This window comes from Actinokineospora enzanensis DSM 44649, from assembly GCF_000374445.1.
In the GTDB taxonomy this organism is placed as follows: Bacteria; Actinomycetota; Actinomycetes; order Mycobacteriales; family Pseudonocardiaceae; genus Actinokineospora; species Actinokineospora enzanensis.
Genome location: NZ_KB894424.1, coordinates 85541 through 98802, shown reverse-complemented (window position 1 = coordinate 98802; position 13262 = coordinate 85541). Strand labels below are relative to the sequence as shown.

16 protein-coding genes are annotated in these 13262 nt (G+C 70.9%); 5 read left to right on the top strand and 11 right to left on the bottom strand.

The features are described from left to right. Positions 1–12: 12 nt before the first annotated feature. Complete coding sequence (locus C503_RS0123625) at positions 13–231, bottom strand: type II toxin-antitoxin system HicB family antitoxin (RefSeq protein ID WP_018684707.1); 219 nt, start codon at positions 229–231, stop codon at positions 13–15. An 85-nt stretch (positions 232–316) separates the two neighbouring features. Then, positions 317–820 carry a class I SAM-dependent methyltransferase gene (locus C503_RS43530; RefSeq protein WP_018684706.1) on the bottom strand — a complete coding sequence of 168 codons (504 nt, stop codon included), beginning with the start codon at positions 818–820 and terminating at the stop codon, positions 317–319. An 81-nt stretch (positions 821–901) separates the two neighbouring features. Between C503_RS43530 and C503_RS0123615 the strand changes: the two genes are divergently transcribed. Next, positions 902–1234: a DUF3099 domain-containing protein gene (locus tag C503_RS0123615; RefSeq protein WP_211222445.1), complete on the top strand. Its 333-nt coding sequence runs from the start codon at positions 902–904 to the stop codon at positions 1232–1234. Here the strand turns inward: C503_RS0123615 and C503_RS0123610 are convergent. After that, a complete protein-coding gene (locus tag C503_RS0123610) occupies positions 1231–2067 on the bottom strand; it encodes a carbohydrate kinase family protein (RefSeq protein ID WP_018684704.1) in 837 nt (278 codons plus the stop codon). The genes C503_RS0123615 and C503_RS0123610 overlap by 4 nt on opposite strands. Before the next feature lie 102 nt (positions 2068–2169). On the opposite strand from C503_RS0123610, the gene C503_RS0123605 reads away from it, so the two are divergent. Genes C503_RS0123605 through C503_RS0123595 form a run of 3 tightly spaced genes read left to right on the top strand, consistent with a single transcriptional unit; the run spans position 2170 to position 4719 of the window. Continuing rightward, positions 2170–2970 (top strand): ABC transporter permease, encoded by an 801-nt coding sequence (locus C503_RS0123605; RefSeq protein WP_018684703.1) that lies wholly within the window; start codon positions 2170–2172, stop codon positions 2968–2970. Further along, positions 2963–3772 (top strand): ABC transporter permease, encoded by an 810-nt coding sequence (locus tag C503_RS0123600; RefSeq protein WP_018684702.1) that lies wholly within the window; start codon positions 2963–2965, stop codon positions 3770–3772. The genes C503_RS0123605 and C503_RS0123600 overlap by 8 nt, the downstream gene beginning before the upstream one ends. Continuing rightward, positions 3769–4719, top strand: a complete 951-nt coding sequence (locus C503_RS0123595) for an ABC transporter ATP-binding protein (RefSeq protein WP_018684701.1) — start codon at positions 3769–3771, stop codon at positions 4717–4719. The genes C503_RS0123600 and C503_RS0123595 overlap by 4 nt, the downstream gene beginning before the upstream one ends. On the opposite strand, the gene C503_RS0123590 is transcribed toward C503_RS0123595, so the two are convergent. From C503_RS0123590 to C503_RS0123570, 5 genes are all read right to left on the bottom strand, one after another. Next, positions 4707–5630, bottom strand: a complete 924-nt coding sequence (locus C503_RS0123590; protein ID WP_026316625.1) for a pseudouridine-5'-phosphate glycosidase — start codon at positions 5628–5630, stop codon at positions 4707–4709. The genes C503_RS0123595 and C503_RS0123590 overlap by 13 nt on opposite strands. A 228-nt stretch (positions 5631–5858) precedes the next feature. After that, positions 5859–6269: a DUF6941 family protein gene (locus tag C503_RS0123585; protein WP_018684699.1), complete on the bottom strand. Its 411-nt coding sequence runs from the start codon at positions 6267–6269 to the stop codon at positions 5859–5861. Next, the gene (locus tag C503_RS44095) at positions 6266–6649 is read right to left on the bottom strand and encodes a helix-turn-helix domain-containing protein (protein ID WP_063710829.1); all 384 of its coding nucleotides are present in this window, start codon (positions 6647–6649) and stop codon (positions 6266–6268) included. The genes C503_RS0123585 and C503_RS44095 overlap by 4 nt, the downstream gene beginning before the upstream one ends. Before the next feature lie 28 nt (positions 6650–6677). Next, positions 6678–7118, bottom strand: a complete 441-nt coding sequence (locus C503_RS0123575) for a hypothetical protein (RefSeq protein ID WP_018684697.1) — start codon at positions 7116–7118, stop codon at positions 6678–6680. A gap of 2 nt (positions 7119–7120) precedes the next feature. Beyond that, on the bottom strand, positions 7121–7903 hold the full coding sequence (locus C503_RS0123570; protein WP_018684696.1) for a sporulation protein: 783 nt from the start codon (positions 7901–7903) through the stop codon (positions 7121–7123). Positions 7904–7961: 58 nt separating this feature from the next. On the opposite strand from C503_RS0123570, the gene C503_RS0123565 reads away from it, so the two are divergent. Further along, positions 7962–8204, top strand: coding sequence for a DUF3039 domain-containing protein (locus C503_RS0123565; protein ID WP_033400973.1), 243 nt, complete (start codon positions 7962–7964; stop codon positions 8202–8204). A gap of 214 nt (positions 8205–8418) precedes the next feature. On the opposite strand, the gene C503_RS0123560 is transcribed toward C503_RS0123565, so the two are convergent. From C503_RS0123560 to C503_RS0123550, 3 genes are all read right to left on the bottom strand, one after another. Then, entirely contained in the window at positions 8419–8637 is a 219-nt protein-coding gene (locus tag C503_RS0123560; protein WP_018684694.1) for a hypothetical protein, read from the bottom strand. A gap of 130 nt (positions 8638–8767) precedes the next feature. Further along, positions 8768–11863, bottom strand: a complete 3096-nt coding sequence (locus C503_RS0123555) for an efflux RND transporter permease subunit (protein ID WP_018684693.1) — start codon at positions 11861–11863, stop codon at positions 8768–8770. A 149-nt stretch (positions 11864–12012) separates the two neighbouring features. Continuing rightward, complete coding sequence (locus C503_RS0123550; protein WP_018684692.1) at positions 12013–13092, bottom strand: YihY/virulence factor BrkB family protein; 1080 nt, start codon at positions 13090–13092, stop codon at positions 12013–12015. Positions 13093–13262: the final 170 nt, after the last annotated feature.

Below are 13262 nucleotides of genomic sequence, written 5' to 3'. Positions count from 1 at the left end.
GGGCGGGGCCGATCAGGCAGCCGCCACCATCGCGGCACCGACCGCGGTCGGCACCGGGACCGGCTCGCCGCTCTCCCGCATGCCGCGCAGGTGGAACTCGATCGCCGTCCGCATCTCCGCGACCGTCTCGTCGTAGGTGTCGGCGAGCGCGACACAGCCCGGCAGGTCGGGGCACCACGCGCCGAAACCGCCGTCCTCGGCACGCTCGATGATGATCACGAAGTTGGTCACGGTGCCCTCCTGCCGATGCCAGCCTGCTTCAGGATGCTGCGCTCGGTTCCGCTAGGCAAGTCAACAGGCCAGGGGAAGGTGCTGGTCAGACGCGGGCCAGGAGGTGGTAGTGGCCGGGGAGGCGGTAGCGGGCGATGATCTCCGCGCCGATCGCCTGGACCGCGTCGCGGGCCTCCTGGGCGGACAGGAGCGGGCCGAGCACGGACAGCAGGCCGCCGGGGCGCAGCGGGGTGGTCACGGCGCGCAGCAGGCCGATCGGGTCCTCGGCGTAGTGCAGCAGGTCGTGGCAGAGGACCACGTCGAAGTCGCAGGCCCGGAACAGGTCCGGGGCGTCCTCGGCGGCCGCCTGCACCACGTGCACGGTCACACCGCGGGCATAGGCGTGCGCGAGCGCGCCGGTGAGGACCGCGCCCGCCGGGTCCAGGATGGTGACCTCGTGGCCGAGCGCGGCCAGCGGCACGCCGTCCTCGCCGCGGCCGCCCGCGACGTCCAGGACGCGGGCCGGGGTGGTCAGATGGCGGGCCAGGTTGGCCTCGGCCATGCGGTGTCGGGTAGGTGCGCCGAAGCCCTCGACCGCGAATCCCGTCATAGCCACTCTTTGTACCGGCTGTGCGACGGATTTCGACCGACAAATACCCGTATGGCGCAGTTGCCGCGCCGAGGTGAGAGGATGGGGGACGGAGGTGGTGTCGTGATGGGCGCCGAGCGGGACGACACCCCGGTTCTGATCACCGAGGCCGCGCCGTCGTACGAGGAGCAGTTCGCCGCGCGCAAGCGCAAGTACATGATCATGATGGGGCTGCGGCTGCCGTGTCTGCTGCTGGCCGGGCTGTTCCACCACACCTGGTGGCTGGCGCTGGGGTTCGTGGCGCTGTCCATCCCGCTGCCCTGGATGGCGGTGCTCATCGCCAACGACCGGGCGCCGCGCAAGGTGGAGAAGGTCAACCGCTACCAGCGCGACGCCCGCGCGATCGAGAACCGCCGGGTCGTCGAGGGCGGCTAACGCGGCTGCGCGCCCACCTGCGACACCGCGCGTGTACCCGCCGCGACGCCCGCGGCCAGCGCCGATTCCCGGGACTCGCCGGACAGCCACGCGTGCAACAGTCCGGCGTTGAACGCGTCACCCGCGCCGGTGGTGTCCACGCACTCGACCGCGCGCGCCGGTACGCGCACCGTGCCCGAGTGTTCGATCCACCGCGCACCGGCCGCGCCATCGGTCACCGCGACCGCTCCCACCGTGTCCAGCACGTGTGAATCACCCAGCACTCGGAGCTCTTCCGCGTTGGGCAGCAACAGATCCACCCCCTGTACGGCAGCGAGGAACGACGACCCGTCGCCGAGTAGTGATGCGGATTGTGGATCCACGGATGTTGTCGCGCCTGCCGCGCGCGCCGCCGCCAGTATCTCCACACCGGCCTGTCGGGAACTCTTCTCCAACAGGACATATCCGGACAGGTGCACGTGTCGCGCGCCGGTCAGGTCCACGTCCGCGGACCGCAGCCGCCCGTTCGCGCCCCGGTCGGGCAGCATCGTGCGCTGACCCGTCTCGTCCACCAACACCACCACGCATCCCGTCGTGGCCTCCGCGTCGACCGTGAACGCGCACCGCACGCCACGCGCGGTCAGCTCCTCCCGCAGCTGCGCCGCCGCCGCGTCCGCGCCGACGCGGGACACCAGGGTCACGTCCGCGCCCAGGTGGGCCAGCCAGGCCGCCGCGTTCGCGCCCGCCCCGCCCGCGGTGAGCGTGACGCGGGCGAGCGTGTCGTCCCCGGCCGCGATCGGTCCCGTGTGCCGGGCGACGACGTCGAGCGCCGCGTCCCCCACGACCACCAGCATCTCGCCCTCCCGGAAATGGCTTCGCGCGTTCGGCCCGCCTAGGGTAGAAACTCCTCTTGATCGCCGCGTCCGCGGTCAAAGCCCCCCTGCCGAGGAGTCGCAATGCCGCGTGTGCAGCTCGCGCTGACCTCGGCCGGGTTCCGCCGCTACGCGACCTACCGGCAGGCCACGGTCGCGGGCGCGTTCACCAACACCGTCTTCGGCTTCCTCCGTTGCTACATCCTGCTCTCCGTCGCCGCCACCGCGGGCGGGACGGTCGCCGGGTACGGCGGGCCGGAGCTGGCCACGTACGTGTGGATGGGGCAGGGCCTGCTGGCCGTCGTGGCCAGCTGGGACCAGCTCGACCTGGCCGAACGGGTGCGCTCCGGGGACGTGGTGGCCGACCTGCTGCGCCCGGTCGATCCACTGTGGACATATCTGTGGGGTGAGCTCGGCCGCGCCTGCTTCATGGTGCTGACCCGGTTCCTGGTCCCCACGCTGATCGGTGCCATCGCCTTCGGTCTTTATCGGCCGCAGCACGCGGTGACCTATGCACTGTTCGCGTTGTCCACCCTGGCGGCTGTGCTCATCAGCTTCTGTTGCCGCTACCTCATCGGGCTCAGTGCGTTCTGGCTGCTGGACATCCGGGGCGTGACGGTGTTCTGGGTGTTCGTGTCCGGTTTCGCCAGTGGGCTGTATTTCCCGCTGGCGGTGCTGCCCGGCTGGTTGAGCACCGCGCTGTGGGTGGCCACACCGTTCCCGGGGCTGATGCAGGGGCCACTGGACGTGATGGTCGAGCGCGGCGGTATCGGCAATGCGCTGCTCGTGTGTGTGGGGCAGGTGGCGTGGGTGGGGATTCTGCTGCTGGTGTGCAAGTGGGCGCAGGCTCGCGCGGTGCGGAAGCTGGTGGTGCAGGGTGGCTGAACCGGGCAGGCTCACCATCTACACGCGCGTGCTGCGCGCACAGATCCGCAGTCAGGCGCAGTACCGACTGTCGTTCGCGTTCGAGCTGTTCGCCAGCATGCTCACCAACGCTCTCGATATCGCCACCGTGTTCGTGCTGTTCTCCGTCGGCGGCGGCCTGGGCGGTTTCGGTGCCCGCGAGGTACTGCTGATGGCGGCGTTGTCGGCGGCGAGTTTCGCCACCGCCGACCTGACCATGGGCAATGTCGACAACCTGCGCGTCTACATCCGTAGAGGCGTGTTCGACTCGCTGCTGCTGCGGCCGCTCTCCGCGCTCGGACAACTGATGGCGGTCACCTTCGCCCTGCGCAGAGTAGGGCGCGCGGTACTGGGTCTGACGCTCTATACCGTCGCGCTCTGCGTCGCGGACATCGACTGGGACATCCCACGCCTCCTGTTCGCCATCGTGGTCCCGTTCACCGGCGCGGCGTTCTTCTGCAGCCTGTTCGTGGCGGGCGCGACGGTGGCGTTCTGGTGGATCGAGTCCGGCGAGGTCGCCAACGCGTTCACCTACGGCGGGCGCGACTTCACCTCCTATCCCAGCAACATGTACGGGGGCTGGTTCCGCGACCTGTTCACCCTGGGTCTCGGTTTCGGCTTCGTCGCGTACTTCCCGGCGCTCGCACTGACCGGTCAGCCGGACCCGTTGGGCGTGCCGGGCTGGCTGCACTGGTGTTCACCGTTGGTCACCCTCGCCGCGATGTGCCTGGCCGCCGTGTTCTGGCGCTTTGGCGTGCGGCACTACCGGAGTACGGGGTCATGATCATTTCGGCGCGCGGGCTGCGCAAGGACTTCACCGTCAACCGGAAGGTCGGCCGCTTCCGCCGGGAGCGGCACGTGGTGTCCGCCGTGGACGGGGTGGATCTCTCCGTCGAGCGCGGGGAGATGCTCGGCTACATCGGCCCCAACGGCGCCGGTAAGTCCACCACGCTGAAGATGCTCACGGGCGTGCTCACGCCCAGCGGCGGCGAGGTGACCGTGTGCGGTCTTGCACCGGTCGCCAAACGCACCACGCTCGCCCGACGCATCGGAGTCGTGTTCGGACAGCGCTCCCAACTCTGGTGGGACCTACCGCTCGCCGAGTCGTTCTCCCTACTACGGCACATCTACCGCGTCCCCGACAGCGACCACGCCGCGCGCCTGAAGATGTGCTCGCAGCTGCTCGCACTGGACGAGTTCATCGAGACTCCCGTGCGCCAACTCTCTCTGGGACAACGCATGCGCGGGGAACTCACCGCCGCGCTCCTGCACGGACCGGAGGTGCTGTTCCTCGATGAACCCACCATCGGCCTGGACGTGCTCAGCAAACAGGCCGTGCGCGACTTCCTCGCGGGCGTGGCCACGCGCGGCGACACCACCGTCGTCCTCACCACGCACGACCTGGCCGACATCGAGAAGCTCTGCCGACGTCTGGTGGTCATCGACCACGGACGGGTGGTGCACGACGGCACGGTCGACGAGCTGCACGCCCGCTACCGCTCCCGCCGCGTGATCGTCGCCGACCTGGACACGCCCTGGCCGGACGGGCTCACCCTGCCCGGCGCCGACGTCACCTCGGTGACAGCCGACGGACACCGGGTGACCCTTGCCCTCGACGGGGCGACCGCCGGTGAGGTCGTCGCCGCGCTGGCCGGGGCCGTGCCGCTGCGCGACCTGTCGGTGCAGGAGCCGGAGATCGAGGACGTGATCGCGAAGCTCTACCGCAGCTGAGCGAGCGCCACCGCGACCTCGGCCGCCACGCGCGCGTTGTCCGCGACGAGTTCGGTGTTGGCCGACAGGCTCGCGCCGCCGCTGCCCGCGTGGAAGTGGGCCAGCAGGGCGGGGGTGATGTCCTTGCCCCGGATCCCCTTCTGCCGCAGCATCGCCATGCCTTCGGCGAGTAGGCGGTCGTGCAGGTCGCGGTCGAGTTCGTGTGCCTCCGGCACGGGGTTGACGAGCAGCACGCCGGACTCGCCGGGGACCGATCCGTGGGCGTGCACGATGGCTGCGGCTTCTGCTGCTGTGTCTACCCGCCAGGGGACGGTGTGAGCGGATTCTCGCAGGTAGAAGCCGGGGAAGTGGTTTGTGCCGTAGCCGACGACGGGGACCGAGCGGGTTTCCAGCACTTCGACCGTGGCGGCTATGTCGAGGATCGACTTCACGCCGGAGCAGACGACGGTGACCGGGGTGTGGGCCAGGACGTCGAGGTCGGCGGAGACGTCCCAGGAGGTCTCGCCCGGGGCCGCCAGGTGGACGCCGCCCAGGCCGCCGGTGGCGAAGATCTTGATGCCTGCCTGGTGGGCGAGCGTGGCGGTACTGGCCACGGTGGTGGCGCCGTTTCGCTTGAGCGCGTAGGCGGGGGCCAGGTCGCGGCGGGAGAGCTTGGCGAAACCCGCGTCGGGGGCGCAGAGGCGGTCCAGCTCGGGCTCGGTCAGGCCGATGTGGGGGGTGCCGTCGAGGACGGCGATGGTGGCCGGGATGGCGCCTGCCTGGCGGACGATGTGCTCCAGGCGTTGGGCTACCTCGCGGTTGCGGCCCGGCGGGAGGCCGTGGGCGAGGAGGGTGCTTTCCAGGGCCACCACGCCCTGGCCAGCGGAGAGGGCGTCGGCTACCTCTGGGGTGATGGATAGGTGGTCGCTCACCCGGCCATCATGGCGGATGGGTCCGTGATCGTGCTCCCGCTCCGTGCTCGGCCTTCCTGGTTTCCTAGTGGTGCGACCCGGAACGTCGACCATGTCTCGACCCGCCCACGACGTGCCTGACGGCACCGCCGGAAACGACCAAGTACATCCAGTACGAGGCCGTCCCGGCGGCACCGCCAGCCACGCCGTGGACCCGCCGATACACGGCCGACGTTCCGGGTCGCACCACTAGGCGGCCGCGAAGACCTCGAACGGGCGTCGCCACACCGCGCCGGGGGCGCTGGGGGAGTGGGCTTCCCAGGCGTAGACGCCGGGGTCGAGGGGGAGGCCCTGGGTCAGGTTGACGGTGATCATCTGGACGCCGGGGACGGTGGCGCCCTCGTCGAGGTGGACCAGGACCTCGGCGCTGGCCTCGATGCGTTGGCCCGCCGGGTCGATCACCGTGCGGCCGGTGACGTCGACCAGTTCCAGGGCGATGTGGTGCGGAGTGCCCAGCTCGGCCGGTTCCAGGTCGATGACCAGCAGGACCGAGTGCAGGCCGAGCGGGGTGCCGATCCGGCTCCAGCCCAGACCCAGGGCGTTGACCTTGGCGCCGTCGCCGCCCTGGGCGAAGTCGGCCAGCAGGACTGTCAGGTTCATCGGGTGACTTTCAGGAGGACGCTGGGGGAGGTGACCGTGGTGTGCGCGGTCTGCGAGCGGGAGCCGGTGGGGCCGGAGGCGACCAGCGGCGGGGTGGCGGCGTGGTCGCGCACGAGGTGGCGGACGTCCGCGCCCACGGCGAGGGCGTAGCGGCGGATCGTGGACAGCTTGGGGTCGGCGTCGGCTCGTTCGAACGCGGCCACGGCGGGCTGGGTGACGCCCATGCGCCTGCCGACCTCGCTCTGGCTCAGGCCCCGGGCGCGCCGGTGGGCGACCAGACCGGCCAGCAGCTGCCGGTCGGACCTGACCAGCTCCAGGGCCAGCCGCTGCGTGGGGTCCTCGGTATCGATGCCCAGCAGGTCGTCCAGCTCGTCGCGCATGTCCACCTCCCATCAAGTGCAGTTGATACTAGCCTGCCGCGTGCCGCGCCAGCCAGGACCGGTATCGGGCACTCGCCTCGTCGATGTGGGTGTTCTGGATGTCGTGGCCGTCCGGGCCCAGCGGTTTGCCGCCGAACTTCAGGGCGAGGCGGAGCGGGCCGCCGTGCCGGTGCCAGGCGAAGTACAGCCGGTACAGCCGCCGCGGGGTGACGCCGTCCGCGCCAAGGTCGAGGCGCAGTTCGTAGATCAGCGGGTCGCGGGCGATGTGCTTGAGGTCCAGGTGCGGCACCAGGCCGCCGTCCAGCGCGGCCCGCATCAGGTGCTTGAGCTCGGCCAGGATCATCGCCCGCTCGTGCTCCGACGCCCCGGCCCGGTGGATCTCCATCCGGACCACCGCGCGGCCCCGCTCGTCCCGGTAGAACTCCCAGGTCCCGCCTCCGGCGGCGGCCACGGCCTCGACGGCGCCCATGCTCAGTCGAAGATCCCCCGCGGCGCGGCCGCCTGGCGCAACCAGGCCTCGACCTGCTGCTCCCAGTTGGTCCGGCCCACCGCCGGGTAGTCGACGGCGAACGAGCCGGGGAACGACTGGAGCCTGCCCCGGCCCTTGGTCACCCGCACCTGCTTCAGCACGTCCAGCACGACCCGCATGTCGTGCGATCGGGCCAGGAACGTCGCCGACACCTCGCGGACCGCGGGGAACGCGGGCGGGGCGGTGAAGGTGATCTCCTGGAAGAACGGCAGCTGCTGCTCCACCCCGTCCAGCCGGTCGTGCACCAGGTTCGCGCCGCGGAACTGGAACCCCAGGTGGGTGAGGGCGTCGAGCAGCCGGTGCTGGGCGGGCAGCGGCTCCACCGACACCGCGTCCACGTCGTGCGGGTCCACCACCGCGCCCGCGAGCTTCAGCGTGGTCTGCAGGCCCACGGCCATCCCGGTCAGGTACTTGCCGAACACCGACGTGATCGGGGTCTCCCAGGGCAGCTGCACCTCGAACGGCACCCGGATCTGCGCGCCCGCCCGCACCAGCTCCCGGCCGGACAGGTTGACCTCCTGGAACGGCAGGTCCTTGGTGTTCTCCCCATCCTGCACCCGGGCCAGGAGCGTCACCCCGAGCGACTCCACCTCCTGGTCGACCTGCCCACCGATGAGCAGCACCTCACCTCGCAGCGGACCACCGGGCCGCGCCGCCCGGTCGAGCAGGCGGGCGTCGACCTTGGCCGCGCCCGCGCCGAAACTGGCCAGGACCTTCTGGAACATGGCCGCATCCTGCCGGCACCGGGCACGCCCGCGGACCCCGTTGTTGCACAATGGTGAGGTGAGCGCACCGACACAGACCCTGCCGGAGGTCGACACCCGGCCCGAGGGCACCGAGACCACCGGCGACGACACGCCGAAGATGTTCCACTACGTGCGGAAGAACAAGATCGTCGAGAGCGCCGTCACGGGCAGCATGGTGGTCGCGCTCTGCGGTGAGGTCTTCCCGGTGACCAAGTCCCCCAAGCCGGGCTCCCCGGTCTGCCCGGACTGCAAGAAGATCTACGAGTCCATGAAGGCTTGACACCGGACCGCCGCCCCACGCGCCGCTTCGGGCGGCGCGGCGGTGGCCCGCGTTTCGCTTCGGCGACGTGACCGCCTGGCGGCACATCCGCCGGTCGGGCCCGGTCCGATCGGGTGCGGGAGAGCAGGCGGTTGCGCCTCGCATCCGACCAGCCGTTCGTGGGCGGCTGCCGTCGATGCGGCTCCGTGCCGGTAGCGCGAGCCAGGCAGGCTGCTCAGCGCAGCATCGGCAGGCTCATCCAGACATCCACCAGGCCGGGCACCTCGTCCAGGTCCCGGTCTGCCCACTCGCCCGAGTCCCAGCGGGCGAGGAACTCGGCGCCGGACAGGCCCATCGCTCGGCGGGCGAGGGCGTCGAACGCCTCGGCCGCCTCCGCCGCGGACAGTTCGACGATCTCGACAATCGCCGCGTCGTAGTCCGTGTCGCTGTCCATGTCGCTCCCCTCGGCGGTGCATACCTTGCCACAGGGCTCTGACATCCAGTAGCCACCGCGACTCCCTGAGCGATGAGACGTGAAAGGGCCACCTCGTCGGACGAGGTGGCCCTTCCTGCGTTTCCGCCGACTACACGTGTTCCAGCTGGCGGGTCTCCTCCGCACCCCGGGCGTGTCGGGCCGCCCGCTTGGCGCGGCGCTTCTCCTTGGAGTTCTCGACCATCGTGTAGAGGGTCGGGACCAGGACCAGGGTCAGCAGGGTCGAGCTGATCAGGCCGCCGATCACCACCAGGGCCAGTGGCTTGCCGATGAAGCCGCCGTGGCCGGTGATGCCCAGGGCCATCGGCAGCAGGGCGAAGATGGTCGCGGCCGCGGTCATCAGGATGGGCCGCAGGCGCCTGCGGCCGCCCTCGATGACCGCGTCGCGGACGCTCATGCCGTCCGCCCGGTACTGGTTGATCAGGTCGATCAGCACGATCGCGTTGGTGACCACGATGCCGACCAGCATCAGCATGCCGATCAGCGACGGCACGCCGAGCGGGGTGTCGGTGGCGCGCAGCAGGCCGATCGCGCCGGTGGCCGCGAACGGGATGGAGACCAGCAGGATCAGCGGCTGGACCAGGCTGCGGAAGGTGCCCACCATGATCAGGAACACGATGGCGATCGCGGCCAGCATGGCCAGGCCGAGGTCGGCGAACGAGTCGGCCTGGTCGGCCGAGGCGCCGCCGATCTTGTACTCGGCGCCGTCGGTGAGCTTGAGCGCGTCCAGCCGGGACTTCATGTCGGCGGTGACCGCGCCGAGGTCGGCCGAGGTGGACTTGGCGGTGATGGTGGTGCTGCGGTCGCCGTCGGTGCGGTAGACCTGCACCGGGCCTTCCACGGTCGACACCGCCGCGATCTCGCCCAGGGTGACCCGGCCCGGCAGCGGCAGCGCCTTGAGCGCGTTCACGTCCGCCGGGGCCGCGCCGGTGCGCAGCACGATCTGCTGTCGCACGCCGCCGATCGGCAGCTCGGCGACCTGGGTGCCGCGCAGCGCCTGCGCCGCGAGTTGGCCGACCAGTTGGGCCGACAGCCCGTGCGCGGCCGCCTTCTGCTGGTCCACCTGCACCTCGACGCGCGGCGAGCTCTTCGCCAGGTCGCTGGTCGCGTCGGTCAGGCCCGGGGTGGCCGCCATGGTGTCCTGGACGGTCTTGGCCGCCGCGGTCAGCGCAGCCGAGTCCGGGGCGGTCACCACGACCTCGACCTGGTCGGATGACCCGGCCTGCTGGTCCTGGTCGGTCTCCAGCTTGCCGTCCGCGGTGCCGACCCGGTCGGTGATCCGCTTGAGCACCGCGGCCCGGTCGGTGCCCTCCTTCAGCGTGGCGGTGACCGTGGTGCTGCCGTCGCCGCCGAAGCCGAAGCCTGCCAGCGAGTCGTCGGTGCCCACGGTGACCTGGTAGACCGCCACCTCCGGGGTGGCGGCCAGCACGGCCTCGATCTTCTTCGCGGCCGCGTCCCGGGCGGCCAGGCTGGTGCCCGGGGCCGCCTGCTGGGTCATCCGCACCGCGGTGCCCTCGTCGCCGTCCAGGAAGTTCGTCTTCAGGCCGCCGCCCAGGGCGAACGTGCCGACCAGGATCAGCAGCGCGAGCGCCAGCGTCAGCCAGCGGCGCTTGGTGGCGAACCGCAGCACCGGCACGTAGGCGCGCTGCAGCGGGCTTCGCCGCTCCTTCTCCAGCGCCCGCTCCAGCAGCCGCTGCGCCGCCACCGGGTCGGCCGCGGCCTTGGGCTGCTTGAGGAACCAGTACGCCAGCACCGGCACGATGGTCAGCGACACGATCAGTGACGCGATCAGCGCCACCGTCACGGTCAGCGAGAACGGCACGAACAGCTCGCCCGCGATGCCGCCGACGAACGCGATCGGCGCGAACACCGCCACCGTGGTCAGCGTGGACGCGGTCACCGCGCCCGCGACCTCCCTGGTGCCGGTGAGGATGGCGTGCTGCTTGTCCTCCCCGTACTCCAGGTGTCGTTTGATGTTCTCCAGCACCACGATCGAGTCGTCCACGACCCGGCCGATGGCGATGGTCAGCGCCCCCAGGGTGAGCATGTTCAGCGACAGGTCGCCGGTCCACATCACCAGCAGCGCCACCAGCACCGACAGCGGGATGGACACCGCGGTCACGATGGTGGACCGGATGGACAGCAGGAACAGCAGGATGACCAGCACCGCGAAGCCGAGGCCGAGCATGCCCTCGGTGGTCAGGCCGCTGATCGACTTCTCCACCTCGGGGCCCTGCGAGTAGACCACGGTCAGGTCGGTCTGCGCGGACCGCTCCAGGTCGGTGAGCTTGTCCTGTACGGCCTTGGAGATGGCCACGGCGTTGCCGTCGCGGGTCATCGTGACGCCCACGCTGAGCGTCGGCGCCCCACCGGTCCGGGTGATCACGGTCGCGGGCGCCAGCCCGGCGTCCACCGTCGCGACGTCGCCCAGCGTCACCGGCTTGCCCTGTCCGGGCAGCACCAGGGCACGTAGGTCGTCCACGCTCTTGAGCGGCCCGCCGACCTGCACGGCCATCGTCTTGTCGTCCTGCGTGACCCCGCCCGCGGGCAGCGTCGCCCCGGCCGACTGCAACGCACCGGCCAGCGCGGTCGGGTCGATCCCGGCGGCGGCCAGCCTGGCGTAGTCGACGGTGACCGTCACCTGCTGCGCGCGGGCCCCGCTCACCTCGGCCGACCGGACCCCCTGGATCGCCTCCAGCTCCGGCACGACCTGGGCGCGCAGCCGCTGCGCCGCCGCCGACTCGTCACCGCCCGTGGTGGCCGCGAGCACCACCACCGGGATGTCGTCCGTGCTGCCCTGCAGCACCGTCGGCTCGACGTTCTGCGGCAGCTGCGGCCGCAGCCGGTTGACCGCCTGCTGCACCTGGCTGACGGCGTTGTCGACGTTCGTCCCGTACACGAAGCGCACCTGCACCGTGGCCGAGCCCTCGGCCGAGCGGGTGGTGATCTGCTCCACGCCCGCGATGCCGCGCAGGCTCGACTGGATCGGGTCGGCGAGCTGGTTGTCGACCACGTCGGGCGAGGCGCCCGGGTAGGCGGCCACGACGACCGCGCCGGGCAGTTGGATGGACGGCAGCAGCTGCTGCTTGAGCGACGGCAGCGCGATGGCCCCGAAGCCGATGATGAGCAGGCCGAGCAGGCCCACCAGACCTCGGTTGCTCAGGCTGAGCCTGGTCAACACGGACATTGCGGATATCCCCTCGAATACATGGCGCACCGGTGGCCCCCCGACCGCGTACTGCGGTCCGGTACCGGCGATTCCAGGGAACTGTGGCATGACGATGCTGAGGCGCGACTCAGTCCAGAGGGTCGATCCGACTCATACAAAAGTATGACTCAGCCGGTGGGGTTCCCCTCGGGGGATGACTCCCGGTCGTCCTCCGGCGACAGTCCGGAGTGTTCGGCGGGTTCCGCGGACTTCTTCGCCCTGGCCAGGTTCCGGGAGTTGATCATCCCGGCGGCCCGCTCCATCTCCAGCCGCTGCCACCGCCTGCGCTGCCGCTTGGTCATCTTCGCGGGCCACATGTCCTGGATGGCGGCGTTGAAGTAGGCGCCGATCACCACCGCGAGGCCGATGAAGAACGCGAACAGCAGGAACGCGATCGGGGTCGCCAGCGCGCCGTAGGTGTAGCCGGTGGTGGTGATCCACCCGATGTACAACCGCAGGCCGATGCTGGACAGCACGAACACGACCATGGCCAGCACCGCGCCGGGCAGGCCGCGGTGCCAGGGCAGCTTGCGCGGCAGGGCCAGCTTGTAGAGCGTGGCCAGCGCCAGCACCAGCAGCAGCGCGATCACCGGGTAGTAGGCGATGTCGACCCAGGTGGTGACGGTGGGCTGCCAGGACACCGGGAACAGCCGGGGCAGCAGGTCCGGGCCGAGCGCCAGCACCGGCAGGCCGATGATCAGCAGCACCAGGCTGGCCATGTACAGCAGCAGCGCGAAGATCCGCTGCCACACCTCGTGTCGGACCCCGTACTGCCCGTGCGCGACGGTGATCGCGTCCACGAACGACGACATCGCCGAGGACCCGGCCCACAGCGAGATGAGGAAGCCGACGGACACGATCTCGCCGCGCCCGACGGTGAGGATGTCGGCGACCGTCGGCTGGATGATCTGCGTCACCACGTTGCCGCTGAACGCCTTGCGGGACAGGTCGATGATGTCCGCCTCGACCGCCTTGACCACGTCCTGGCCGAACCACTCGGCCACGTAGCCGAGGCTGCCCAGCAGCCCGAGCAGCAGCGGCGGCAGCGACAGGACCTGCCAGAACGCCGCCTCCGCCGCCTCGGAGAAGACGTTGCCGTCCCAGGCCTTGGCCAGCGTGCGCAGGATCAGCCGGGACGGGGCCCGGCGCCGCGCTGCGCGGTCGGTGGCGCCGTCGCGGCCGTGCTGGGGTCCGGGCTGCGCGGTCATACCTCCCCCAGCATGGTCCATCCCGGGTGCTTCGGCCCAGGACTCGGTGATGATCACATCCGCGTGTCGCGGTTGTCGGCGATCTTGGGTCGCCGGACGGTATCCTCGACGACGCCCTCCGCCGGGTCCATCCTCCGCCGCGCACCGTTCGCGGGCGGGACCGCCGGGGG

Bases quoted from the DNA above. Each gene is read 5' to 3' on its own strand.
- C503_RS43530 (WP_018684706.1), bottom strand. From the start codon at position 820: ATGACGGGATTCGCGGTCGAGGGCTTCGGCGCACCTACCCGACACCGC.
- C503_RS0123615 (WP_211222445.1), top strand. From the start codon at position 902: ATGGGGGACGGAGGTGGTGTCGTGATGGGCGCCGAGCGGGACGACACC.
- C503_RS0123610 (WP_018684704.1), bottom strand. From the start codon at position 2,067: ATGCTGGTGGTCGTGGGGGACGCGGCGCTCGACGTCGTCGCCCGGCAC.
- C503_RS0123605 (WP_018684703.1), top strand. From the start codon at position 2,170: ATGCCGCGTGTGCAGCTCGCGCTGACCTCGGCCGGGTTCCGCCGCTAC.
- C503_RS0123595 (WP_018684701.1), top strand. From the start codon at position 3,769: ATGATCATTTCGGCGCGCGGGCTGCGCAAGGACTTCACCGTCAACCGG.
- C503_RS0123585 (WP_018684699.1), bottom strand. From the start codon at position 6,269: ATGAACCTGACAGTCCTGCTGGCCGACTTCGCCCAGGGCGGCGACGGC.
- C503_RS44095 (WP_063710829.1), bottom strand. From the start codon at position 6,649: ATGCGCGACGAGCTGGACGACCTGCTGGGCATCGATACCGAGGACCCC.
- C503_RS0123575 (WP_018684697.1), bottom strand. From the start codon at position 7,118: ATGGGCGCCGTCGAGGCCGTGGCCGCCGCCGGAGGCGGGACCTGGGAG.
- C503_RS0123570 (WP_018684696.1), bottom strand. From the start codon at position 7,903: ATGTTCCAGAAGGTCCTGGCCAGTTTCGGCGCGGGCGCGGCCAAGGTC.
- C503_RS0123560 (WP_018684694.1), bottom strand. From the start codon at position 8,637: ATGGACAGCGACACGGACTACGACGCGGCGATTGTCGAGATCGTCGAA.
- C503_RS0123555 (WP_018684693.1), bottom strand. From the start codon at position 11,863: ATGTCCGTGTTGACCAGGCTCAGCCTGAGCAACCGAGGTCTGGTGGGC.
- C503_RS0123550 (WP_018684692.1), bottom strand. From the start codon at position 13,092: ATGACCGCGCAGCCCGGACCCCAGCACGGCCGCGACGGCGCCACCGAC.